Genomic DNA, 24,615 nt, shown 5'->3' with positions numbered 1-24,615 from the left:
CCGGCAGGTCCGTTGCGACCTCGTGCCATGAGTCACAGTAACATTCATATACCTATACTATAATGGTCATTCTGTATGTTCGAAGAAACAGCCTTGTCGTTGCTTCCAGTGGCAGTGGCACTCGCGCTGGCATTCAAAACAAGGAATGCAGTGATATCGCTCCTTCTCGGTTCCGTCGTCGGCGTCGTGATGCTCGGGAAAGACCCTTTCACCGGGACGTCCCAGCTGTTCCAGGACGCCCTGGGTAGTGGGTGGTTCATCTGGGTCATCATGATCCAGGTCTTCGTCGGCATCCTGATCGCGTACTTCATGTTCGCCGGCGTGACCGACAGATTCGCCGAACTGGTCTCGGAACGGGTCGAGTCCGCGCGAGGTGCGCAGGGGATGACGTGGGTCCTCGGCGTCCTCGTGTTCTTCAGTGACTACTTCAGTCCGCTCCTGTCCGGTCCCGTGATGCGGCCGGTGACGGACGAACACGACGTCTCACGCGAGAAACTGGCGTACCTGCTCGACTCGACGAGCGCCGCCGTTCCGACCCTCATCCCGATCAGTGGATGGGCGGTCTTCATCGCCGGACTCATCGCCGAGCAGGGGAACGTCCCCAACCAGACCGTGGCACTCGACGTGTTCGTCAACTCTATCGCGTACAACTTCTATGGAATCCTCTCTATCGCAATCGCCGGCGTGATCGCGACCGGCATCGTCTCCGACTTCGGCCCGATGAAGCAGGCGGAACGTCGTGCTCGTAACACCGGGAAGGTGATGCGCGAAGGTGCCGACCCGCTCGTCGGCGTCGAGATAGAGGAGATCGACCCGAAAGAGGGCAAGCAAGCGAATCTCGTCCTCCATCTCGTCGTGCCCATCGCCATCATCCTCGGCATAAGCATCGGCACGTTCGTCGTGCTGGAGAGCGTCAAGATACTGGCCGCGTTCATGGCGGCAGTCACCTACCTGTCGATCGTGATGTACGCCCAGGGGTACTTCGACGACATCAACCATCTGGTCGACATCTCCACCGACGGCGTCAAGGGCGTGTTCCCCGCGATGATGGTCCTCGCACTCGCGTACATGATCAACGAGATAACCGGGCAGCTCGGCGCTCCCGACTACGTCATCGGCGTTACGCAGGGCTGGCTGACGCCCGCGATGTTGCTCTTCGTCACGTTCCTCACCGGCGCGGCGATCTCGTTCTTCAGTGGGACCTCCTGGGGGACCTACGGCATCATGATACCCATCATCGTCCCGATCGCCTTCAGCATGAACGGTGATACGTTCGGACCCGTTCTGTACGCCGCAGTCGCGGCCGTCGTCGGTGGTGGCCTGTTCGGCGACCACTGTTCGCCGCTGTCGGACACCAGCATCCTGTCGTCGTTCGGGGCTGCGTCCGACCACATGGACCACGTCCGAACCCAGCTCCCATATGCCATCGCCGCGGGCGGAATCGCCGCGGTCGGATATGGAGTGGTCGGCATCCTGATCGCACCGTAACGGCGGCCTGGTAGTTTCCCGTTCGGGGACGTGATACGGTAACTGGGGTCGAGCCATCGGACCAGCGTCGCACTGTGTTACCATCGTTCCGGTCGTATCCCACTCACCTCGACGTCTCGTCCGACCGAATCAGTAGCTGGAGAGTTATCAGGCGGAAGAGGGTGGCCATCGCACGGTGAACGCGTCGTCGTTGATCACCTCTTTTGACATTTACCAACGGGTTTTTGCGCGGTTTTAAAACCATAATCAAGGTGTCTTTTCTACCTAGCTACCAGTTAAACTATAGTTGCTAGCGTAGGGGAATGTGTGTACTTCGACTTTCCTCGAGATTCGCTCTGCGAGTGTGGGAGCACTCGGCGACGGGCACGAGGAGACCTCCAACGTAACGGTGAGCGAACCCCGAGCCGTAGTGCGTTGACACCTCTCAGGATACCCGAGGATCTCCTTCGAAGCCGCCCGAGGGCTCGCTTCTGGCCCCCAGCGGTAGCGTGACGCCAACGTCCCCCAGTTCAAAACGGTCACCCGCCGAAACCATCGGTAGGAAAAGGAGCGCCCGGGAGGAAGACGTCCGTCGCCCGTGTCGAACGTGCCACCACGGTCGCAGGCACAGGGGGCGAGCTGTTCCGGCGTTCAGTCGGCGACGAGGAAGTTCGATGCGTCGGTAACGCGTTCCCCTACAGGAGGGACGGGCCGGAGACGATCCGTAGCCAGAAACGATGTAAATCCGACAGCCAGAGGAGCGCCCCAATATCTATCAAAAATATTTCTATGATAGTTATGTTTTACTTTGTGCTTCTCCGAGGCAGGATCCCGGAGATAGTCTTACGGATATTCGTAGTATCTCGGGCAGTTCTTCTCACGCTTCGTCACCGCCATCGTCTCCCTGACTGATACGAGAACGAGCAGTACGGCCGGAAGGCCGTAGTGCACCGTCGACGGTACCGTATCGACATCCGCTAGAGCAAGAGCGCGATTATCGCCAGGACGACGAAGATGACGATCAAGAGCTTCGCGATGTCCATCGAGAGTCCGGCGACGCCTCTCGCACCGAGCACGTAGGCGACGATAGCGAGGACGAAGAAGAGAACCGCGTAGTACAAGAACCCGCCATCAGACTGGAGCGGTACCGACACCTGACCGATGTCGTGGATGGATATCGGCATCGTGACTCCTCAGAAGCGTACCAGGCGCACTTCGTCGTCGGAGACAGATTGGACGTCGGCTTTCTGGAGCGGATACGTGTCCTCGTCGATGTCACCCCAGCCGAGCTTCGACTTGATCGTGTCGAAGAAGTTCGGGTCGGGGTCGACGTACGCGGTGCCGTGCCGAACATCGACGACTCGACCGACCGTCTCACCGTCGGAGTTGACGACGCGCTTTCCCTCGTCTTTCTCACTGAAGGATATCTGTTGTTTCATTAGTGTTGCAGGTGCTGTCACGGGGACTTTTCGCCCCCGAATCCAGCCACCCCAGTTGAGAATGGACGTCTGCGGGCAAGAAGCTCACCTTGAGAATCCAGATACCTCACCTCCTAATCAGTTCTGGTCGTTGTAACGAACCTTATACTGCCTCCCGTGACTCCAGATACGCCTTCAGTACGGCGAGGTCACCCCGCACGTGTTCGGCTCCCACCCGCTGAAGAACCGGCTTCGCGAGGTCGAAGAAGTTCTCGGATGCCGCCGTGATGTCCGTCGTGAACTGGGCTCCCTCGGCGACTGGCTCCACCCGTCGGACGATATCGACCGGAAACGGGCCACCGGTGCTCTCGTACCGAATCTCCGTTCCTGGGTCGAATTCGGTCACTTCGTAGGGAATGACCACCGACTTACCCATGAAGCCGGCAGTCTGCTCGAACGTCGAGCCGACGTTCAGTGGACCGTCGGAGGTGCGAGTGACCGACCGTACGGCCGATTTCCAGTCGGGGTCGTTCTCGAAGTTCGCGACGTACGCGAACACGTCTGTAGGAGGACGCCTGATCTCGATAGAAAGCTCAAGATGGACCATCTCGACCCCCACAAGTCACCATAGACGACACTTTCTCCCGACTGTCTAAACTATTTCGGAAGTTGGAAGATTGTGCACGGTTGCGGGCCGTACCCGCCGAATAGACCGAGTTCTCGTCGACCACGCGGGCGCTCGTCGACCGAGAACGGGCCATCCGGTTCGGGTCGAACTCGCTCTCGATACGTTGACCGAGCAACTGTGAACGCTGGAAGAAGGTTGGACCAGTGCGGATAGGGCCGTCGGAGGTTCGTACCACCTCTCGGACGCCTGACTGCCACTCGGAATTGTTCTCGACGTCGGCGATGTAGACGAAGGTATCAGCAGCAAGACACCGAATCTCGACCGGGGTCGTATCGGCGGGTCCTGTGACCATCGCTCGGTCCACCCACTCGACCTTGCTCAGTTACCGACGGAGCCCGAGCGTCCAAGGGACGACGAGCCGCTCGGACGATTCGCAGACGACGACTCGGTCGCCAGCTGGAACGAGCCGACGACGGTCAGGGAGCGCCCACACCTCGACTCGTGTAGCCGCCGTGGACCGCGTTGATGACCACGCCGACGAGCATCACGACGCCGCTGAAGTAGAGCCACGCCAGCAGGAGCATTATCCCGGTGAGGAGCCCGACCGCTTCACCCCGGGTGGAGATCGCGACGTATATCTGGAACAGCCCCTGCAGAAGCGCCCAGCCGACCGCAGCGAACAGCACTCCTGGTAAGATCTCACGGATGGTGACGTCGGTGTCAGGGAACACGTAGTACATCGGGAGGAACGCGAGAACGAGTCCTGCCGCGAGCACCAGCGGGAGTGCTAGCCCGAGGTAATCGACCGCGCTGGCGAAGGCGGCGAAGACGCTGGTCGCGACGACGAGAGCCGCGATTGAGAGCACCAGCGAAACGAGAACGACCAGTCCATCTTTGATCTGGTCGAGGAAGGAGTTCTCTGTGTCGGATTCGTATATCTCTGAGAACGCCGTGTCGAGGCCGCGGAATATCTTCAGGGCCCCCCACACGAGTACGACGAGCCCGACGAGCGACGACCCGGTCGCCCCCTCCGACTGCCGTTTGAGTATCTCCTCGAGAAGGGTCCCGATCGTCTGCGAGACGTTGTTGGTGACGAGCTCCAGGACCCGCTCTTCGAGCCCTGGGCCGAAGAACGAGATGGCGAAGAGGAGGAACAGAAGCAGTGGTACCATCGAGATGAACGCATTGTAGGCGATTCCACCGGCGAGGAACGTGACGTGTTTCTCGCTCGTCTCGGCAGCGACCGCGGTGACGAACGCTTTCACGGACGAGAGAGTTCCCATCGTCTCCGTGCTATGGTGAGTGAGCACAAAAACGAGGCATCTAAGACGGAAACCGAGTCGTTTCATCGAGTCGACGAACCTGCGGCGTCGCTCGACCGAGAGGGCCGCCTCGCGGACGACCGGTCGACGTGACCCAGTGCGTGGGATTCGCTTCGGCGGGTACCGTCTTCCGGGGACCGATTGCCCGCCGGCGGTCCAATCGCCGGCCGCCGGTAGTGCTGTCGAATTCACGACAATGAATGAGATTGAATATTTACTCAGTCCGTGCCGCTAGCACGGGGCCAGAGCTACCCGAAAATGGGATATACCCCTACACCATGTATATCCATGCAGCATTGATATCTGCTTGACTCCATCATACCGATAATAGAGCTCGAGAGTGTGGCCAGTACGCAGGAGACCGGCGAATTTCACCAGAACGACGGCAGTTAGAAAACAAAACAAAACCGATAATTAATATGTTTGTCCGATTCCATCTCGATTCCCGCCTTCTCTGTGCTGCCCTCTCCGACGTCCCAGAGATGAAGATAACGGCCGAACAGTTCGATACATCACGTAACATCCCGTTGCGTATCGTCTTCTGGGCGACCGGGGATGACTTCGGTACCTTCGAAGCGGGACTCGAATCCGACGAGACGGTCGACGATTTCAGCATCCTCGCGGAAGAACGCACGAGACGCCTCTACCGCGTCCGTTGTCCGGAGACGCTCCCAGACGTGGAGGCGTACCGGCGAACCGTCGATCTCGACGGCGTGATACTCAACGCCGCGACGAGCGGCGACGGCTGGACGGTCAAGATGCTCTTTCCGGACCGCGATGCCTTCGCAGGGTTCCGAGACACCTGTGCCGAGGTCGGCCTGGCTGCGACCGTCGAGTCGATTCACAGCGGCAGCATCGAGCGGAACGGCGCTGAGGCGGACCTCACCTCCGCACAGAAGGAGATACTCACCCGGGCTGTCGAGGTGGGCTACTTCGACATCCCGAGACAGACGACGCTTCGCGGACTCGGCGAGGAGGTCGGGGTCTCTGGACAGGCTGCCTCCGAACGTCTCCGCCGGGGGATGGAGACGCTCGTCCGCGAGACGCTCTCTTCAGATCTGGAAGAACAGTAGCACTCGACTCACGCGGTTCCTCGATCGTCCGCGACCGGAACGGTCGGCGCTGCGCCGAGAAGCCGTTCCCGTGCGACCGGCGTCAACCGATTCTCGACAGCGCGGCCGACTCGTTCTCGCTCGACCAGACCCGCCGACTCGAGTTCGGCGAGGTGGTGCGACAGCGTACTTGGGTCGCGATCGAGCGCGTCGGCGAGCTGGCCGACGCGCGCCGACTGGCGTTCTGCGAGGAGTTCGAGGATGGCCGACCGCGACGGGTGCGATAGCGCCGCCTCCAGGTCGACGTCGGCGGTGTCACCTGGGAAGAAGCGCCGCCTGCCGTCTCGTTTGACGCTCGTCACGAGCCCCTCCTCGTCGAGGATTCGGAGGTGGTGACGAACGGTCGAGAGGGAGACCTCGGCCGCGTCTCCCAGCGCCGAGAGGTAGATTCCGGGCTCCTCTTCGACGAGCTGGTAGACGGCCCGGCGGTCGTCGTGTTCGAGCGGGTCGCTGTCGTCGTAACGGCTGTACCGGAAGACGGCCCCCAGCGGCAGGTCGTCGAGTCCAGCGCGGACCAGAGACGCGACCGCTCGGCCGCGCCACGTGCCCACGGCACCGCCGGCGACTGCCGCCCCGACGGCCGCGCCTGCCCCGACGGCCGCGCCTGCCCCGACTGGACCGGAGAGCGTGCCGTCAGCGCTGAACGGGCCGAGGCCGTCGTCGAGGCCGTGCCAGAGTCGCTGTATCTGGCCGGTCACGGACCCGGACGCAGCGTCGGTCCGAGCTGACGGTTCAGCTCCGGAACCGGGGTCGCCATCGGCGTCCTCCGACGTGCCGGGCCCGACGCTCCAGGGAGTCGCCGTCGCGCCGGTCTGTGCGGACCCGTCGAAGAGTCCGGGCACCGACCCAGCCGGTGCGTTCACGCCGGTGGAAGGGGCCAGTGCGCCGCCGTCGATGCTGGACTTCGCGGCGGCACCGCCGTCTCCGGCGGTGACGTTCCCCGACCCGCTAGCGACGACCGGACCGTCTGCCGAGCCGGAGCCGTCGGCGCCGATACCGTCGCCCACCGTCGCCGTCCCGGACCCACCTGTGCTGGCGTCACCGACCCCGACCGATACGTCGACCCAGACGTTCGCGACGATGCGGTCCTCTTCGGTGGTATCGTCGAGAGTCGAGTCGGCACCTTCGGCGGTCGAGTCGACGACGGTCGTCGCTATCGCGTCGGTGGTGGTAGTCACGGCCGCGTCGGTGGTAGTGGTCTCAATCGGGTCGGGGACAGTGGTCCCCGCGGTCTCCGTCCCCTCTCCCAGCCCATCACCGAGCCCTCCCCCGATGGCGGTGGTCGTGCTTACGGCGTCGGCCACGTCGCCTGCACCTGTCGCCGGCGCAGGGGTCGCCGTGACGAGTCCTGACGCTGTCCCACCAGCCACGAGTGCCGTGGCGACGGCCACCGCCAGGAGGACCCGGTCAGACGGACGATTGGTACCCATTCACACCCACCAGGAGTACTGGCAGTTGAACCTCTCATCGATAAATCTATTTCCCTATACACCTTGGGTCCGAAACCAATACCGAGAGGTGAGAACAATCATTGACGCGATGTCCAACGAGGCGAACGTTCTCGTCGTGCACGCGGGGGAGAAGGCGGCAGGTCTCGAGGCGTGCCTCGACGCTCGTGGACTCTCGACGCTCGTGGTCGACGATAGAGCGACCGCGATGGCCGCGGTGGACCGGGGTGTCGACTGCGTCGTCTGTGATTCGCTCGACGGACACACCGTGACCGAGCTGGTGCCCTCGCTCGGTCGCAACGAGACGCCGGTGGTCTTCCTGTACGAATCCGAATCGACGGCCACCACCGCACTCGACGCGGGTGCTGCTGCCACGCTCTCGTGCGGCGACCCGGACGGCCCGTGGGGGAACCATCTCGCCGCGACGGTCGACCGTGTCCGGCGCGAGCGGACCAGCACCGACGGTCACGCGCGGCTGGGGGACGCAGCACTGGACGAGCTGGGCGACATCTTCTTCCTGTTCGACCTCGACGGGAACTTCCTCCGCTGGAACCGCGAGCTGGTCCAGGTAACGGGCTACACCGACGCCGAGGTCAGGGAGATGGGACCGACCGACTTCTTCCCCGAGCACGAGGTCGACACCATCGAGAACGCTATCGGCCGAATCGTCATGGACGGTCGGGCGACCGAGACGGCGTCGATACTGACGAAAGATGGCGAGGAGATACCGTACGAGTTCACCGGAGCGCTCCTGGACGACGGCGAGCTTCGCGGTATCTGTGGCATCGGACGTGACATCCGAGAACGTCGTCGTCGCGAGCGGGAACTCGCAGAACAGGCGACCGAGCTGGAGACCCTGGACCGGGTGAACAGCGTCATCCGGGAGGTGACGAGCGCGCTCTTGCAGACCGACTCGCGCGAGGAGATAGAGCAGACCGTCTGCGAGGAGCTGGTCGACGCCGAACCGTACGAGTTCGCCTGGGTCGGCGAGTACGGCTCCCAGGGCGATCGGGTCGAGCCGACCGCGTGGGCGGGCGACGGCGTCGAGTACCTGCAGGCTCGGCCAGAATCGGCAGACTACAACGACGATGCGGTGACGGCGGCGACGGCGATACGAGACAGGCAGGTACGGTTCGCACAGGACATCGCCTCCGACCCGATGGCGACTGCCTGGCGAGGGGCCGCCCTCGACCGGGGCTACGAGTCCGCCGCCGCGATTCCCATCCTGTACGGAGATACGGTCTACGGCTGTCTGTGCGTCTACGCACCGCGCCCGTTCGCGTTCGAACCGCTGGAACGGGAGGTCCTCGCGGAGCTGGGCGAGGCCGTCGGGTACGCTATCAACGCCGTCGAGACCCGCAAGGCGCTCGTGACCGACACCGTGACCGAACTCAGGTTCCGCATCGCCGACGATGACGAGTTCATCGTCCAGATTGCCGACGAGACGGACGCTACGCTCGAACTGGCCGGCACCGTGAGCCGGGACGACGGGCGGCTCCTCGAGCGATTCGTGGTCCGTGGCGATGCGGTCGACCAGGTGAACGAACTGGCAGAACGAGCACCGGGCCGGATCGAAGTGCTGGTCGAACGGGACGACGAGTGTCTCGTGGAGGTCGAACCGGAGGGCGCCTCGCTCGCGGAGTCGCTCGCGGAGATCGGCGGGACCGTCCGCACCATCAGCGTCGGAGACGGAGAAGCTCGCTTCACCATCGAGGTGCCGCGTGATGTCTCGGTCTCACAGGTGCTCGACAGAGTCACCGACATCGTCGAGGTCGAGCTGCTCTCCCAGCGCGAGGTCGAGCGGCAGGGGACGAGCGACGTGGCCTTCCGGACGGGCGTCGAGGAGCGCCTGACCGACCGACAGCGGGAGGTGTTGCAGACCGCGTACCGTGCCGGGTTCTTCGACTGGCCACGGGAGAAGTCGGGTGACGAGGTTGCGGACCTGCTCGACGTCTCTGCGCCGACGTTCCACCAGCATCTCCGCGTCGCCGAACGGAAGCTGCTCGACGTCCTATTCGAGGAACTCACGGAAGATGCGACGATGAGTACCTAATCCTTTAGGCACCTTCGATTACCGGTGTTCTTCACTGATGTCCGTCGGTAAACACCGATATTGATTCAGACGCCGCCGAATCCGGCCGATAGACTCATTTGGATGGATTTGTCACAACCCCTTTTCCTCACATCACCGAGGAACAACACGGAGAATCATGAGCGATACCACCGGCGGCGAATCGAGAGACTGCGAGGGGGCTCAGATGGAAGAGCGAGTGGAAATCGCCACTTACGAGGCTGATACCTCAGGTATTTGGGCTGGTATTGAACAACTAGTCTCCATTTCCAGTAGATACGGAATGACAGACAGTGACGGACACAGTGGTGGGTTCTCTCGGCGCGACCTCATCAAGACGACGGGGGCGGTCGCGGGAGCAGGACTCTTCGGTTTCGGTGCTAGCTCGGCCGCGGCGGCCGGAACAGGGCTCGACTCGACGTTCTTCAACTGGCGCGCTCGCGAAGCGAGCCAGGTCTGGGACCGGGGCTACCGTGGTCGCCCCGACCGGACCATCGCGCTGACCGACTCCGGCGTCGAGGCCAGACACCCCGACCTCGGCCCGTGGAACGGCGTCCGCGTCACGGTCCGCGACGGCGAACTCGTCATCCCGAAGAACGAGCAAGAGCGCGTCGAACTCGCCGGCGAAGGCGAGTCCTTCAGCGGGACCATCGGTCCCGGTACCTTCGCCAACCCGGTGACGAAGGTACACGAGTTCACGACGCCGACCGACGCCGAGGGTATCGACGCCACGATGACCTGGACGCCCGCCGACGTCGAGGGCAACGGCGAGGACCTCGAACTCTACCTCGAGAAGCAGACCAGTTCGGGCTGGGAGCGCGTCGCGGCCTCCACGAACGGCACGCAGCCGGAGAACATCGACAACTACGTCAAATCCGGCCACACCTACCGGTTCGTCGTCGAGACGTGGCTGAACGTTACGGCCGACTACGACATCACGGCGGACTACTACGCGCTCGAAGGCCAGTTCGAGGCGGCCGATCCGAGCGTCATCTTCGAGGACATCGGCACCGGTCCGAACGCGCCGAAGACGGTCGGCTGGTTCGACGCCGGCAGCCGCTACGGCCTCCGGAAGAAGCCGCGCGACCCCAACGGCCACGGGAGCCACTGTTCCTCCATCATGGCCGGGTCCGGCCGCGCCAGCGCCATCGACCCGAGCACGGTCACGACCGAAGAGCCCGGCGAGGTACTCGCCATCGGGGACACCCGCCAGTACGAGGTCTCTGCGACCGCGGGCACGGGCGTCTTCGGCTCGGCCTACGGCGAGGCCATCGAACTCATCCTCGAGGGGCCGGACGGCCAGGAGCTCGACTCCGCCGAGGTCACGAGCGACTCCGGCCTGACCGACAACGTCGTCGTCGAGGCACCCGCCGAAACGACCGGAACGTACACCGTCATCGCCCGGGCGACCGGCGGCGAACTCGTCTCCTCCGGGAAGCTCGAGTCCATCAGCGTCGGCGCGTTCGCCGACCCCGCAAGCACGGACGGCGACCGTGTCGGTGACCCCGTCGGCCTCCACACTGGCGTCGCACCGAACCAGAACATCGTCGGTATGCAGGGGCTGTCCGGTCCGACCGGCCAGCTCGCCGAGCACGCCGACTCCTTCGCGGACATGTTCAACATGCGTGCCGTGAACATGTCGTGGGGCTACGTCGGCGGCCTGCCACTGGGCTCCGTCGGGGGCATTCTCGACTCCATCCCGGCCGGCATCAAGGACATCGCAGAGGCAGGCATCCTGACCTGTGCGGCCGCCGGGAACGCCGCAACTCCCGCCAACGGGAACGGCTCGCCGGCCATCGCTGACGAGTGTATCTCCGTCTGCGCGACTGGCCCGCTCGACGGGCTGACCGCCTACTCCTCCGGTGGCCTCGGCGCTCTCGACGAGGACGAACTCGACCAGTACATGAAGCCCGACGTCAGTGCGCCGGGTGGCTACATCGACGACCTCGTCAACGCCGCACTCGCAGGCGACGCGGACACGTCGGAGTCCAACCAGCCGCCCATCCGCGACTACACGGGCAAAGCAGGCACCTCGATGGCGACCCCCTTCACGACCGGTGTCGCCGCGCTCGTCTCGCAGGCGATGGAGGAGGACGCTCCGGCCAGCATCGCGCTGCCGCATCCCGACGAGACCGGACTCGACGACGTCTACCGGCTCAAGCAGGCCATCCTCGCGACCGCGAGCGAGACGGCCTTCACGGCCGCCCCGTACCACCGCGCCCACCCCGCGACCTACGAGTTCGGTGGCCGCGACCCGTACGAGGGCTTCGGCCGCGTCAACCCGGCCGCCGCCGTCGACGCCGTCACCCGCGAACTCCCGAGTTCGAGCGACGCCGTGCTCGGGCTGAACCTGCCCGACGACCAGCGCGCCGTCGCGGGCTACGTGCAGGCCGGCCCCGGCACGGTCGAGGCCTCGGTGAGCTTCGACTACTACTCGGGCGGCAACAAGGGCATGACGAAGGGCGACCCCCACGTCGACCTGTTCGTCTACGATGCCGAGAACCCGGCCCAGCACGGCGAGCCGAACATCGTCGCCCGGGCGCAGGGTCTGCAGGGTGACGCGAGCGCGACCGTGTCGCTCCCGCGCGACAGCGAAAAGCGGACCTTCTACGTCGTCGCCAAGCTCGTCAACGTCCCCGGTGCGACGAACGGCTACGACGTGCAGGCACACTGCACGCTCGACGTCTCGGTCGACCCCGGCTTCTTCGTCGATGGGACCCGGAGCGACGACGGCTCCGCCTTCACGGGCGGCCAGACCGACCAGATCACGGTCACCGCTAACCCGTCCGAGGACAGCCAGGTTCGCGACGTGATTCCCGCCGCGTGGACCGTCCTCACCGAGTACTCCGACGACGTCGACCGCGTCGAGGAAGCAGACGGCGTGAAGTACGTCTACTTCACGGAGACGGCCACCGCGGATACCGAGACCAGCTACACCTACTTCGCCGAGGCACCGGACAACGTCTCGGCCTCCGACGCGTACCAGTTCGGCCCGCAGGAAGTGAAGCCGAGCGAGGCACGCGGCTGGGTCGCGGTCTCCGGCACCGGCGAGACGAACTACGTCGTCGCGCAGTCGACGTAAGCGGTACTTCCCCACGCCTCTCGTGAGGCGGTTTTCCAGTACTCACGCGCGACAGAGCCAGCAGAACTCGACACAGTACACACGCGACATCACGACACGGACATCAAGATGACAGACAACGACACACACGGAGTCGACCGCCGCACAGTACTCAAGACGACCGCCGGGCTCGCCGGTGCCGCCATGCTCCCCTGGGGAGCCGCCAGCGCCGCGGCCGGCGAGTTCCCCACCGTCGACGACGCCCTCGACACCGGCTCGACCGAACTGCAGGAGGTCCTCGTGGTCTTCGACTCGAACCCGCAGGTCGACCGGCTCCGCCACCTCGACCTGGCCTCGGGCTACTACAGGTTCGCACAGCTCCCCATCGGGTACACCCTGCTGACCGGCGCGCAGATAGAGACCGTCTCGGAGTGGGTCGAGGTCCGATACGTCCAGGCCAACCACGACGTCGAGTTCCTGAACGACGACGCCCGCGACGTGACCGGCGTCGACACCGTGCAGGACGACCTGTTCTACACGGGCGAGTCGGTCCACGCGGTCGTCGTCGACTCCGGCGTCGACGGCGACCACCCCGACCTGACCGCGAATCTCGACGGCCACTACCGCTTCGTCGACCCGCTCGACGAGGAGACGATGTGGGTCGACGCGGGCACCGCCGACACCGCCAGTGGCGGCCACGGCACCCACGTCACGGGGTCCATCGCCGGCGACGGCTCGGCCAGCGACGGCCGGTACAAGGGGATGGCACCCGACGCGACCGTCTCGGTCTACTCGACCGACGCCGCAGCAGCCCTGCTGAACGTCGTGGGTGCGTACGACGACATGCTCGACAAGCAGCGCTCGGGCAAGCACGACGTCCAGCTCGTCAACAACTCCTTCGGCGCGAGCGTCGGCGGAGACTACAACCCGAACGGGGCGCTCGAGGTGGCGACCTGGGAGGCGTTCGAACTCGGCATCCTGCCGGTCTTCGCGGCCGGAAACTCCGGACCGGACACGAACACATTCAGCAACTACGCCGCGGGGCCGCACGTCCTCGCAGCAGCCGCGACGAACGACGACATGGAGGTCACGAGCTTCTCCTCGCGCGGCCGGGCCCCCGACTACGCAGGCGGCGAGGGCGCACACTACGACCGTCGCGAGGCGTTCCGCAACCTGCAGGACCTCTACGACTCCGACTACTCGAGCCAACCGGTCGTCGGCGAGCAGTCGTTCTCTGGGACCGTCGGGCCGGGCTCCAGCGACGCCGGCGTCGGCGAGAGCGTCTACCACGAGTGGACGGTCCCGAACAAGGCCGGCTACGTCGAGGGTGAGGTCTCCTGGACGCCACAGGGCGAGGACATCGACGTCTACCTCCACGAGGGCAGTCGGGACGGCCCCGTCGTCGCAAGCGGTGCGAGCCTCCAGAATCCGGAGCACCTCGCCGGGCAGGTCGAGGGCGGCCAGACCTACTACCTCGAGATCCGCCCGTACCTGAACGTCACGGCGACCTACGAGGCGACGCTGGCCGCCCGCGAGGACGCGAAGGGCAACGTCTCCGGCCCGTACGGTATCTACCGGCCCTCGGCCGGGACGCCCGGCGACTACGTCATGAGCACGCTGTCGGAGAACGACGCGTTCCAGACCTACCCACTCCTCACGCAGAATCCCGAGGAGCAGGGGACCGAGGTCTGGTACGGCCGGCTCTCCGGGACGAGCATGGCCTCGCCGGTCCTCTGTGGCATCGCGACGCTGGTCTACGACGCCTACTACCAGAACCACGGGGAGTGGCCCGACCCCATCGACGTGGTCAACACCATCGAGGCGACCGCGAACGACGCGCTCGCCGGCCACAACACGTGGAACATCGGAGCCGGCTTCGCCGACGCGACGACCGCCGTCGAACTGGCCGAGTCCGGCAAGCTGGCGAAGTGGAACGACGTCGACCTCGCGGTCGACGGTGAGGTCACGGAGCCGGTCTTCCACGCCGAGGGCACCCGTAGCGACGACGGCTCGGTCTTCACGGCCGGCCAGACGGATCAGGTGACCATCACCGTGGACTCGGCGACGGAGACGGCGAAGGTCCGCGACGAGATTCCCTTCGGCTGGGACGTGGTCAGCGGCGACGCCCACACGGTCTACACCGACGACGGGCACCGCTACGTCGAGTTCGACGCGAGCGTCGAGGCCGGCGACAGTCTCTCGTACTTCATCGAGGCGCCCGACTCCACCGGCAGCTACGAGTTCGGCCCGGCCGAGGCCGCACCCGCCGAGGGTGCCGGCGCCTGGCTGGTCGTGACGGGGACCGACTCGAACGAGGTGGTCGGCGAGTCGACGTAGACACCCGGTCGACGTAGACACCTGGTCGACGGAGGCAGGCGAACCGATTTTCAAACACGGGTGGCGGCCCGTCCACGGCCGCCACACACGCGATAGCAGGCACGGGATTCACCCCGTCCGACACGCAAGCACGACTCCACCGATGACAGACGATAACTCGACACACGGATTCGACCGCCGCACAGTACTCAAGACGACAGCCGGCCTCGCCGGTGCCGCCGCGCTCCCGTTCGGGGCAGGCAGCGCCGCCGCAGCCAGCGAGTTCCCGACCGTCGACGACGCCCTTGACACGACGAGTTCCACGGCACAGGAGGTCCTCGTCGTCTTCGACTCGAACGCGGCCGTCGACCGACTCCGCCATCTCGACCTCGACGTCGGCTACCACAAGTTCGAGGTCCTGCCCATCGGCTACACGAAGCTGACCGGAAGCCAGATAGAGACCGTCGCCGACTGGCCGGAGGTCCAGTACGTCGAGGCGAACGCGGAGCTCGACTACCACAACGACGACGCGCGGGAGGTCACGAGAGCCGCACAGGTCCAGGACGAGTACTTCTACACCGGCGAGTCGGTCCACGCCGTCGTCATCGACTCCGGCGTCGACGGCGACCACCCGGACCTGCAGGCGAACCTCCGGCACAACTTCCAGTACACCGACCCGCTGAACGAGGACACCCTCTGGGTCGAGGCCGACGGCGCAGACACCGACACGGTCGGCCACGGAACCCACGTCTCGGGCTCCATCGCCGGGGACGGCTCCGCCAGCGACGGCGAGTACAAGGGCATGGCCCCGGACGCCGACCTCACCGTCTACGCGGCCGGTGCGAGCCTGCTCGTCGTCCAGGCCGTCGCCGCCTACGACGACATGGTCGCAAAGCAGCGCTCGGGCGAACTCGACGTTCAGGTCGTCAACAACTCCTACGGGAGCGTCAGCGGTGCCGACTTCAACCCGAACGGCGCGCTGGAGACGGCGACGTGGTACGCCTTCACCGAGGGCATCGTCCCCGTCTACTCCGCGGCGAACTCCGGGCCGGACACGAACACGCTCAACAACTACGCGAAAGCTCCGTACGTCCTCTCCGTCGCCGCGACGGACGACGAGATGTACGTCACGGACTTCTCCTCGCGCGGCCGGACCCCGAGCTACACGCAGGGCGAAGGAGCGCAGTACGACCGCGAACTCGCGCTGAACAACGTCCGCGAACTGCGCGATGCCTCATACGACGACCAGCCCGTCGTCGCCGAGGAGAGCTACTCCGGCACGGTCGGGCCGGGCTCCAGCGACGCCGGCGTCGGCGAGAGCGCCTACGAGCAGTGGACCGCCCCGAGCGACGCCGGCTTCGTCCACATCGAAGTCTCGTGGACGCCCGCCGGGGAGGACATCGACGTGTTCCTCCATGAGGGCAGTCGGGACGGTCCCGTCGTCGCCAGCGGAGCGACGCTCGACAACCCCGAGATCATGGAATCCACGATCGAACCGGGGACGACCTACTACGTCGAGATCCGGCCGTACCTCAACGTCACGGCGACCTACACCGTCGACCTGACCGCCCGCGAACAGCTCGACTCGGCCCCCACCGGGCCGTACGGCCTCTACCGGAACGGCGTCGGTGCACCCGGTGAGCTCATCATGAGCACGCTCTCGCCCGACGACCCGCTGCAGGGCTACGCTGGTGCCGACTCCGACACCGAGGTCTGGTACGGCCTGCTCTCGGGGACCTCGATGTCCGGCCCCGTCACCGCCGGCGTCACGACGCTCGTCCTGGACGCCTACTACCAGAACAACGGTGAGTGGCCCGACCCCATCGACACCATCCTGCTGCTGGAGGCGACCGCCGACGACGCCCGTCCCGGCCACAACCCGTGGACGATGGGGACCGGCTTCGTCGACGCCGTGGCGGCCGTCGAACGCGCAGCGGCCGGCGATCTCGCGACTTTCGACGAGGTAGAGCTCGCCGTCGACGGCGAGGTGACCGACCAGCGCTTCGCCATCGACGCGACCCGGTCTGACGACGGCTCCGCCTTCACGGGCGGCCAGACGAATCAGGTCGACGTCACCGTCGAGTCGGCGACCGAGGCCGCCGTCGTCCGGGACGAGATTCCGTTCGAGTGGACCGTCGTCGGCGGCGACGCCCACACGGTCTACACCGAGGACGGCGCGAAGTACGTCGAGTTCGACGCGAGCGTCGGGGCCGGCGACACGGTGACCTACTTCGCCGAGGCACCCTCGGGGACCGGCAGCACTGGCACCTACACCTTCGGACCCGCAGAGGCAGCCCCGGCCGACGGCGACGGTTCGTTCCAGGACTGCACGGGGACGGACACGAACGAGGTGGTCAGCCAGTCGACGTGACCACCCCCGCTATCGGAATCCCCGTCCGATAGGTCAACGCTTATCACTCGAACCCGACTCTACCCGAACACTCCGACACCATCGGAGATTTCCAATGACCAACGACAACGCAACTCGACTCGACCGCCGTGACGTGCTCAAGACGACCGCTGGCCTCGGTGCGGCCGCGACGCTCGGTACCAGCTTCACCGGCGCCGCAGCCGCAGACACGGGGACCGTCGTCGACGACCTGCTGGACCTGTCGAGTGGGTCGCTGCAGGAGGCACTCGTCGTCTTCGAGGACAACAGCGCGGTCTCCCAGCTCGGCTCGCTCGACCTCGCCGAGGGCTACCTCGGTTTCGACGTGCTTCCCGTCGGCTACTCGCTGCTGACCGGCTCGCAGATAGAGACTGTCGCCGGCTGGGACTCGGTCCGCTACGTCGAGGCCAACCGCGAACTCGACTACCACAACGCGGACGTACGCCAGGTCACCGGCGTCGACACGGTCCGGAACGACATGGGCTACGACGGCTCGTCGACCCACGTCGCCGTCGTCGACTCGGGTCTCGACGGCGACCACCCTGACCTCGTCGACGCCGCCGAGAACAACTACCAGTGGGTCGGCAACCCGCTCGGCGAGCCGACGCTCTGGCTGGAGACCGGCATCGTCGACACCGACGACATCGGCCACGGCACGCACTGCTCCGGCACCATCGCCGGCGACGGCACGCAGAACGGCGAGGACAGCGGGATGGCGCCCGGTGCGTCCCTGACCGTCTACTCGTCGGGGGCCGCCGTCAGCATCCTGAAGGCGACCGCGGCGTACGACCACGTCCTCGCGAACCACGCAGCCGAGGTCGACATCGTCTCGAACTCCTACGGTTCGGCGAGCGCTGACGACTACAACCCGGACGGGGCGCTCCAGACCGCGACGTGGAACGCCTTCGACAGCGGCCTGCTTCCCGTCTTCTCGGCCGGGAACTCCGGCCCGGACTACGACACGCTCAACGACTACGCGAAGGCCCCACACGTCCTGAGCGTCGCGGCGACGACCGACGCGAAGGCCATCACCGACTTCTCGTCGCGTGCCCGCGCCGCCTCGACCGGCGCGAACTACGACCGCCAGACCGCGCTCTCGAACCTGCGGAGCTACTACGACTCCGGCAGCGCGAGCGGTCCGGTCGGCCTCTACCGGAACGGGGTCGCCGCCCCCGGCAACCAGGTCAACAGTACGATGTCGCCCGGCGACGTGCTCCAGGCGACCGCACCCGACACGTCGCTGTACTACGCGGCCATCAGCGGGACCTCGATGTCCTGCCCGGCCACGTCCGGCATCGCCGCGCTCGTCATCGACGCGTACCGCCAGAACGGCCACGGCGACCCCTCGCCGATGGCCGTCCTCAACACCATCGAAGCAGACGCCTACGAAGCACACGCCTCCTACAACCCGGCGAACGCCGGCGCTGGTTTCGTCGACGCCGACGCGTCCGTCCAGCGCGCGGAGAACGGGACCCTCGCCGGGTTCTCCGACGTCACCCTGACACAACCATAGCGACACCACCAGACCATGACCCGCAGAACCACCGACAGACGAACCGTACTGAAAGGCCTCGGCGCCCTCGCGGGTGCCGCCGCGCTCCCAGCGAGCGTCGGCACCGCCGAGGAAGTCGACACGAGCGTCCTCGACGACGCGTTCGACCTCTCCGGTGACGCACCGATCGAGGGCATCGTCGTCTTCGACTCGCGCGAGTCGATGGGACGGCTGGACGACCTCGACCTTTCGGTCGGTAAACACGAGTACCAGGAACTGCCGATGACCTACACCGCGCTGACCCCGGACCAGCTCACCACGGTGGCCGACTGGGAGGAGGTCAGGCGCGTCAAGAAGGCCGAGGAGCTGGAGTTCTTCACCGACGACTCCCGGGAGCTGACCGGTGTCGACGTGGTCCAGAACGAACTCGGCTACGACGGCTCCTCGGTCGACGCCGTCGTCATCGACTCCGGCTTCAGCGGCCCGCACCCCGACTTCGAGGGCAGACTCGAGTCGAACTGGCAGTGGGTCGACGAGCCGCTGGAGTCGCGCGACGCCCAGTGGCTCGACCTCGGGCCGTCCGCGGACACGGACGACCTCGGCCACGGCACGCACTGTTCCGGTATCATCGCGGGCGACGGGAGCGCGAGCGACGGCCAGTACCGTGGCAACGCGCCCGCCACCCGGCTGTCGGTGTACTCGACGAACACGGCGGTCTACCTCCCGTACGTCGTCGGCGCGTGGGACCACATGCTGATGCGCGCCCGCGACCCGGACGTGGACTTCGACCCCGCCGTGGTGTCGAACTCATACGGCGTCGCTCGGGACGTCCGGTACAACCCGAACGACCCGGTCAACGTCGCCTCGTGGGAGGCGTTCACGGACGGCATCGTCCCCGTGTTCGCCGCGGGGAACTCCGGCCCCGACGCGGACACGCTCTCGCGGTTCGCCAAGGCGCCGCACGTGCTCTGTGTCGCGGCGACGAACGACACGACCGCCGTCACGGACTTCTCCTCGCGCGGGCGGACCCCCGACGAGGACCGCGAGACGAACTACGACCGCCGGACCGCCCTCTGGCGGCTCTGGCGCTACCACGCCGCGGTCGACTCGGGCCAGTTCCTCGTCGACGTCGGCACGTGGACCGGCGAGGTCGGACCGGCGGCGACGGGCGACGCCCAGACCGCGAGCGACTTCTGGGAGTGGGAGGCACCGAACAACGCCGACACGCTGGAGCTCACCCTCTCCATCGAACCCGACGGCCAGCAGGTCCGTGTCTCGGTCCACGAGGGGAGCCGCGACGGGACCGTCATCGCCCAGATGGGCGAGGAACCGGTCCACCAGCACCGGACCCTCACCACGGACATCGAGGGCGGCGAGACCTACTACGTCGAGGTCGAACCGATGGTCTCGGTCGTCGTCGACTACGAGATCGACTACGAGGGCGTCGAGGAACTGCGCGGCGAACCGACCCGGTATCGCCCGGTCGGCCTCTATCGTCCCGGCGTCGCCATCCCCGGCGACTCCATCATGGCGACCTGCGGGCCGACCGACTCGCTGGACGCGCTCGAACCCGACACAGAACCGTACTACACGCCGATGACCGGCACCTCGATGGCCTGTCCGAACGCGGCCGGCGTCTGCGTCCTCGTCATCGACGCGGCCCGAAAGAACGGCTACGACCCCGACCCCATCGAGGTCATCAACACGGTCGAGGCCACCGCACAGGACCGCCAGACGGCCTACACCCCGTGGAACGCGGGCAGTGGCTTCGTCGACGCCGAGGCCGCCGTTCGACGAGCGGAAGCGGGTGACTTCGGCCGGTTCCACGAGGTCGACCTCGTCGATTCCGACACGCCGACCTGGCTCTCGGTCGCCGGCTCCAGAGACGACGACGGCTCCGCCTTCACCGGCGGCCAGACCGACGAGGTCGAGGTCACGGTGGGTGCGGTGAGCCACACGGCCCGGGTCCGCGACACCGTCCCCGCCGAGTGGGACGTCATCACCGAGTACTCCGACGACGTGAGCCACGTCGAGCAGTCGGGCGACGTCCAGTACGTCTACTTCGCGGACACGGTCGGCCCGGCCGACGAGGCCCGGACGTTCCGCTACCTCGTGGAGGCACCGACCGGAAGCTCGAACACGGGGACGTACACGTTCGGCCCGGCCGCCGCAAACAGCGACCAGACGGACGACGACTGGGTCGCCTTCGGCGGCACCGACGACAACGCCGTCGTCGCCGAGGAGACGTAATCTCCCGAGAGGCACCGCCAGCCAACCGACTTTCCGTACACACGACACCCAGCCATGACAGACGACAGGTACCCCGCCGACACGGACGCATCGACAGACAGTGACACACAGGGAACGGAGCGCTCGAACAAGCAAGACACCGACGACCGCTTCGCCGACGCACCCATCTCGCGCCGTCAGTTCGCGAAGCTCTCCGCGGCGGTCGGCGCGAGCCTCGCGCTCCCGGGCAACGCGACGGCCAGCACGAGTTCGGAGAAGTACACAACCGAGTATCAGTACGTCGTCGAGCACACGCCGACCGACTTCGCGGTCCCGACGCTGGTGATGTTCTCCGACGCCGCCGGCCTCGCCGAACTGGAGGCCATCGCGCCGGACGCGCACACGACGACCGAGACGAGCCAGCCCGCTGGCTTCGCCCACCTCACGACGACGGAGTCGACCGCCGTCGCGGAGATTCCCACCGCGGAGACGCTGTCGCACTCGCCCGGCTCGAACCCGTTCTGGCGCCTCGGCTACTACCCGATGGGCGTCTTCCCGGACGCCGAACGCTCGACGGGCTACGTCGACTTCGAGCAGATGATAGACGGGCTACAGTACCTCGAAGGACAGCACGCAGACCGGATGCGGTTCTACGAGATAGGCAACTCGCCCGGTCACTACAACGAGATATCCGCGCGAGACGACCCGAAGGGCATCTACGTCGCCGAGATAACGAACGACATCGACGACCAGGCCGCCTTCGACGAGAAGGAGAAGGTGTTCTACAGCCTGTCGCTCCACGGCCTCGAGCGGGCGGGCGCCGAGGCCGGCTCTCGCTACATCGAGCGGCTCCTCCGGGGGAACGACCCCGAGATAGAGCAGTTACTGGACGACGTGGTGCTCGTCTTCTGTTACACCAACCCCGACGGCTGGGTCGCCAAGCACCCCCAGTACGAGTCCGGCTGGCAGCTGATGGGGCCGGAGGACGGCGTCCCCGTGGTCCCGTTCTACGAGCGCGGCAACGCGGGCGTCTACGACACGAACCGGCAGTACCCGACGGTCGGCTGGATAACGACGGCGCACTACCCGGCGGAGCCCGAGAACCCGGCCGACAGGTCGCTTGCGCGGACGACCGACGCCATGGCCATCGTCGAGCACTTCCGGACCTACCAGAACCTCAACTACGGCGCGGACCTCCACGGGATGCTCAACTCGAAGGAGTTCGTGCTGGGGCTCATCAGCCAGGACCAGTTCGACACGCGCGACCTGCACGAGCTGTACGAGATGTGCCGCGTCATCGACGACACGCTGGAGGACGCGCTGACGACCTGGAACGCGATGGCGGACTTCCAGGAGGCGGTGACCGGCGGGACGAACCCCGCGCCGCTCGGCTTCGGCACCCTGCCCGAGGAGGCGTTCGACTACTCGACCATCTGGGACACCATCGACTACACCGTCTCCGGCGCGATGGGTGACTGGATGGCCCACCCCGAGGAACTCGGTGGACTGGGCATGACGACGATGGACTTCGAGATGGCCTACTCGCACATGACCGGCTCGAACGTCTACCACCCGGAGATCGTCGATATGCAGGTCACGGGCTACGAGACGGCCATCCGGACAATCGCGAACTACGCCGTCCGGAATAGCGACACGCCGAACACGACCGACGAGTTCTCCGCGGCCATCGAGACCGGCGGCGAGGACACCGCCTACGTCACCACGGACGCGCTGACCCGGTCCAGCGAGGACCTCTCGTTCCTCGCCTCGGACGGACCGACGATGTCCTGGTCGGGTATCATCGGCCCCGGGGCGACCGGCGGGGCCGAGAACACGGCGAGTCACACCTTCGACACGGCCGACTTCTCCGAGGGGCCGACCCGGGTCGACGCGACGCTCTCGTGGACGCCCGCGGCACAGGACCTCGAGTTCTACCTCGAGGACCCGGACGGTAACCGGATCGCCGGCTCCGCGAGCGCCGATAACCCGGAGGAGCTGTCGGCCGCGCTCGAGAAGGACGGCGAGTACACGCTCATCGCGGAAACCTGGGCGAACGCGGCCTCGCAGTACGAGATGGAGGCGACGTTCCCCGGTGCGGAGACGACCACGACCACGGAGTCCACCACCGACGAACAGCGCGTCCCCTCCCTCGGGACCGCCTCGGCCAGCTACACCGTCGACTCGGACGTCGACTCCCTGACCGTCCACCCGCACGCCCACGAGGCCCTGCTCCGGACCGAACTCGTCGCGCCCGACGGGACGGTCGTCGAGTCGTTCGACCCCGACGGCGAGCACGCCGCCGGCGGGAAGTGCTGTAGCCATCCCGAGTGGACTGTCACCGACCCGGAGACCGGTACCTGGACCGTACAGGTCGAGAACCTGGTCGACGCCCCCGAACACCTGAAAGTCTACTTCGGGACGCTCGCGGCACCCGCCAGCCCGGACCCGAGGAAGGCGCTCGGCTACGACCAGACCAGCTACGAGGTGAGCCCGTTCCAGTTCTTCGAGGACTACGCGGCGGCGGTTTCGGACGGCGGCAGCGTCGACCCCGTCACCAGAGCCGACGTGAAGAACGGTGCGCTCGCGGACTACGACAACGTGGTCGTCATCCACGACGACGGCCGGTTCGACACCGACTACACGGCCGCCATCGACGAGTTCGTGGATTCGGGTGGGAATCTCGTCCTCTCCGATTCGGGCGTCCACCTGCTCGCCGAACTCGAAAGCGACCTCGCCGACTCCGTGAGCCGCGACGACGTTGTCGACCAGACGTTCTACATCGGCCACCTCGGTGAGAAGGACGCGAGCCATCCGCTGCTCACTGACTCGCGTCCCATCCAGCGAGCCCTGTACAAGATAGCGCCGCTTGGCTACTCGACGGGCGGCGAGGCACCGATGACGCTGGTCGACGAAGACGCGTTCCGGCTGACAGCCGCCTCCGGCGACGCCGCACCGTCCATCGCGGCCACCACGGACGGGAAGGTCTCCGCCGGCTCCATCACCCGCGGCTCGAGCGACCCGACGGGCATCCACGTCGTCGGTGGGCTGCTCCCGCCGGCGTACCAGGGCAACCTGCACCCGTTCGGCCTGCTCGACTACACGACCTCGTTCCTCGGCTACCTCGTCCTGAGCAACGCGCTCGGGTTCACCCAGACCCGGACAACCGCCGACGGCGGCCGCTCGTTCGGCTGGAGCGACTGGAGCGCCGAGGTCGAGGACCCGCCGTTCTCGGTCTCCGGGAGCCGAAGCGACGACGGCTCCGTCTTCACCGGCGGCCAGACGAACCAGGTGACCGTCTCGGTGACGCCCTCGCGCGACGCGACCGTCCGCGACGAGGTGCCCGCCGAGTGGACCGTCCTCACGGAGTACTCAGACGACGTGGCGAGCGTCGAGGAGCAGAACGGGCGGAAGGTAGTCACCTTCGGGCCGACCGCGACGGCCGACTCGACGACCGAGGTCACCTACTTCGTCGAGGCACCCTCGGGTGCCGAGCAGACGGGAACCTACGAGTTCGGGCCCGTCACCGCCTCGCCCGACGGCGAGGACTGGGTGACCGTCTCGGACACCACGGAGACCAACACGGTGGTGGGTGAATCGACCTGAACCGACTCGGCCACTGCAGCGTACAGTTGTTCGACAGACCAGACCGCGACACCCTGCCG

General features: G+C 66.2%; 14 protein-coding genes. 9 read left to right on the top strand and 5 right to left on the bottom strand.

The genetic code is table 11. The features are described 5' to 3' along the window. Window positions 1–150: 150 nt before the first annotated feature. Entirely contained in the window at window positions 151–1,488 is a 1,338-nt protein-coding gene (locus tag ACSC1Y_RS11110) for a Na+/H+ antiporter NhaC family protein (protein WP_435334912.1), read from the top strand. Window positions 1,489–2,444: 956 nt separating this feature from the next. On the opposite strand, the gene ACSC1Y_RS11105 is transcribed toward ACSC1Y_RS11110, so the two are convergent. The 4 genes from ACSC1Y_RS11105 to ACSC1Y_RS11090 form a co-directional block, all read right to left on the bottom strand. After that, window positions 2,445–2,651: a DUF1328 domain-containing protein gene (locus ACSC1Y_RS11105; protein ID WP_435334911.1), complete on the bottom strand. Its 207-nt coding sequence runs from the start codon at window positions 2,649–2,651 to the stop codon at window positions 2,445–2,447. A 9-nt stretch (window positions 2,652–2,660) separates the two neighbouring features. Continuing rightward, window positions 2,661–2,906, bottom strand: a complete 246-nt coding sequence (locus tag ACSC1Y_RS11100; protein ID WP_435334910.1) for a DUF8593 domain-containing protein — start codon at window positions 2,904–2,906, stop codon at window positions 2,661–2,663. A gap of 142 nt (window positions 2,907–3,048) precedes the next feature. Further along, complete coding sequence (locus ACSC1Y_RS11095) at window positions 3,049–3,492, bottom strand: SRPBCC family protein (RefSeq protein ID WP_435334909.1); 444 nt, start codon at window positions 3,490–3,492, stop codon at window positions 3,049–3,051. 497 nt (window positions 3,493–3,989) lie between these two features. Beyond that, a complete protein-coding gene (locus ACSC1Y_RS11090; protein ID WP_435334908.1) occupies window positions 3,990–4,796 on the bottom strand; it encodes a YihY/virulence factor BrkB family protein in 807 nt (268 codons plus the stop codon). A 458-nt stretch (window positions 4,797–5,254) separates the two neighbouring features. Between ACSC1Y_RS11090 and ACSC1Y_RS11085 the strand changes: the two genes are divergently transcribed. Further along, a complete protein-coding gene (locus ACSC1Y_RS11085) occupies window positions 5,255–5,908 on the top strand; it encodes a helix-turn-helix domain-containing protein (RefSeq protein ID WP_435334907.1) in 654 nt (217 codons plus the stop codon). Between the two features lie 8 nt (window positions 5,909–5,916). Here the strand turns inward: ACSC1Y_RS11085 and ACSC1Y_RS11080 are convergent, their stop codons facing one another. Beyond that, window positions 5,917–7,377, bottom strand: a complete 1,461-nt coding sequence (locus ACSC1Y_RS11080) for a metalloregulator ArsR/SmtB family transcription factor (RefSeq protein ID WP_435334906.1) — start codon at window positions 7,375–7,377, stop codon at window positions 5,917–5,919. 109 nt (window positions 7,378–7,486) lie between these two features. Between ACSC1Y_RS11080 and ACSC1Y_RS11075 the strand changes: the two genes are divergently transcribed. The 7 genes from ACSC1Y_RS11075 to ACSC1Y_RS11045 all read left to right on the top strand — a co-directional run bounded on the left by ACSC1Y_RS11075 (window position 7,487) and on the right by ACSC1Y_RS11045 (window position 24,556). Further along, window positions 7,487–9,448, top strand: a complete 1,962-nt coding sequence (locus ACSC1Y_RS11075; RefSeq protein ID WP_435334905.1) for a bacterio-opsin activator domain-containing protein — start codon at window positions 7,487–7,489, stop codon at window positions 9,446–9,448. Between the two features lie 301 nt (window positions 9,449–9,749). After that, the gene (locus tag ACSC1Y_RS11070; RefSeq protein WP_435334904.1) at window positions 9,750–12,548 is read left to right on the top strand and encodes a S8 family serine peptidase; all 2,799 of its coding nucleotides are present in this window, start codon (window positions 9,750–9,752) and stop codon (window positions 12,546–12,548) included. A 108-nt stretch (window positions 12,549–12,656) separates the two neighbouring features. Then, complete coding sequence (locus tag ACSC1Y_RS11065; RefSeq protein ID WP_435334903.1) at window positions 12,657–14,864, top strand: S8 family serine peptidase; 2,208 nt, start codon at window positions 12,657–12,659, stop codon at window positions 14,862–14,864. A 142-nt stretch (window positions 14,865–15,006) separates the two neighbouring features. Beyond that, complete coding sequence (locus tag ACSC1Y_RS11060) at window positions 15,007–17,214, top strand: S8 family serine peptidase (protein ID WP_435334902.1); 2,208 nt, start codon at window positions 15,007–15,009, stop codon at window positions 17,212–17,214. Window positions 17,215–17,308: 94 nt separating this feature from the next. After that, entirely contained in the window at window positions 17,309–18,745 is a 1,437-nt protein-coding gene (locus ACSC1Y_RS11055; RefSeq protein ID WP_435334901.1) for a S8 family serine peptidase, read from the top strand. Between the two features lie 15 nt (window positions 18,746–18,760). Then, window positions 18,761–20,974, top strand: a complete 2,214-nt coding sequence (locus ACSC1Y_RS11050; RefSeq protein WP_435334900.1) for a S8 family serine peptidase — start codon at window positions 18,761–18,763, stop codon at window positions 20,972–20,974. A 54-nt stretch (window positions 20,975–21,028) separates the two neighbouring features. Further along, a complete protein-coding gene (locus ACSC1Y_RS11045; RefSeq protein ID WP_435334899.1) occupies window positions 21,029–24,556 on the top strand; it encodes a M14 family metallopeptidase in 3,528 nt (1,175 codons plus the stop codon). The last annotated feature ends 59 nt before the right edge of the window (window positions 24,557–24,615 follow it).

Origin of the sequence: Haloarchaeobius lipolyticus (assembly GCF_051208015.1) — an archaeon.
GTDB lineage: Archaea > Halobacteriota > Halobacteria > Halobacteriales > Natrialbaceae > Haloarchaeobius.
This window is presented reverse-complemented; position numbering and strand designations above follow the sequence as displayed.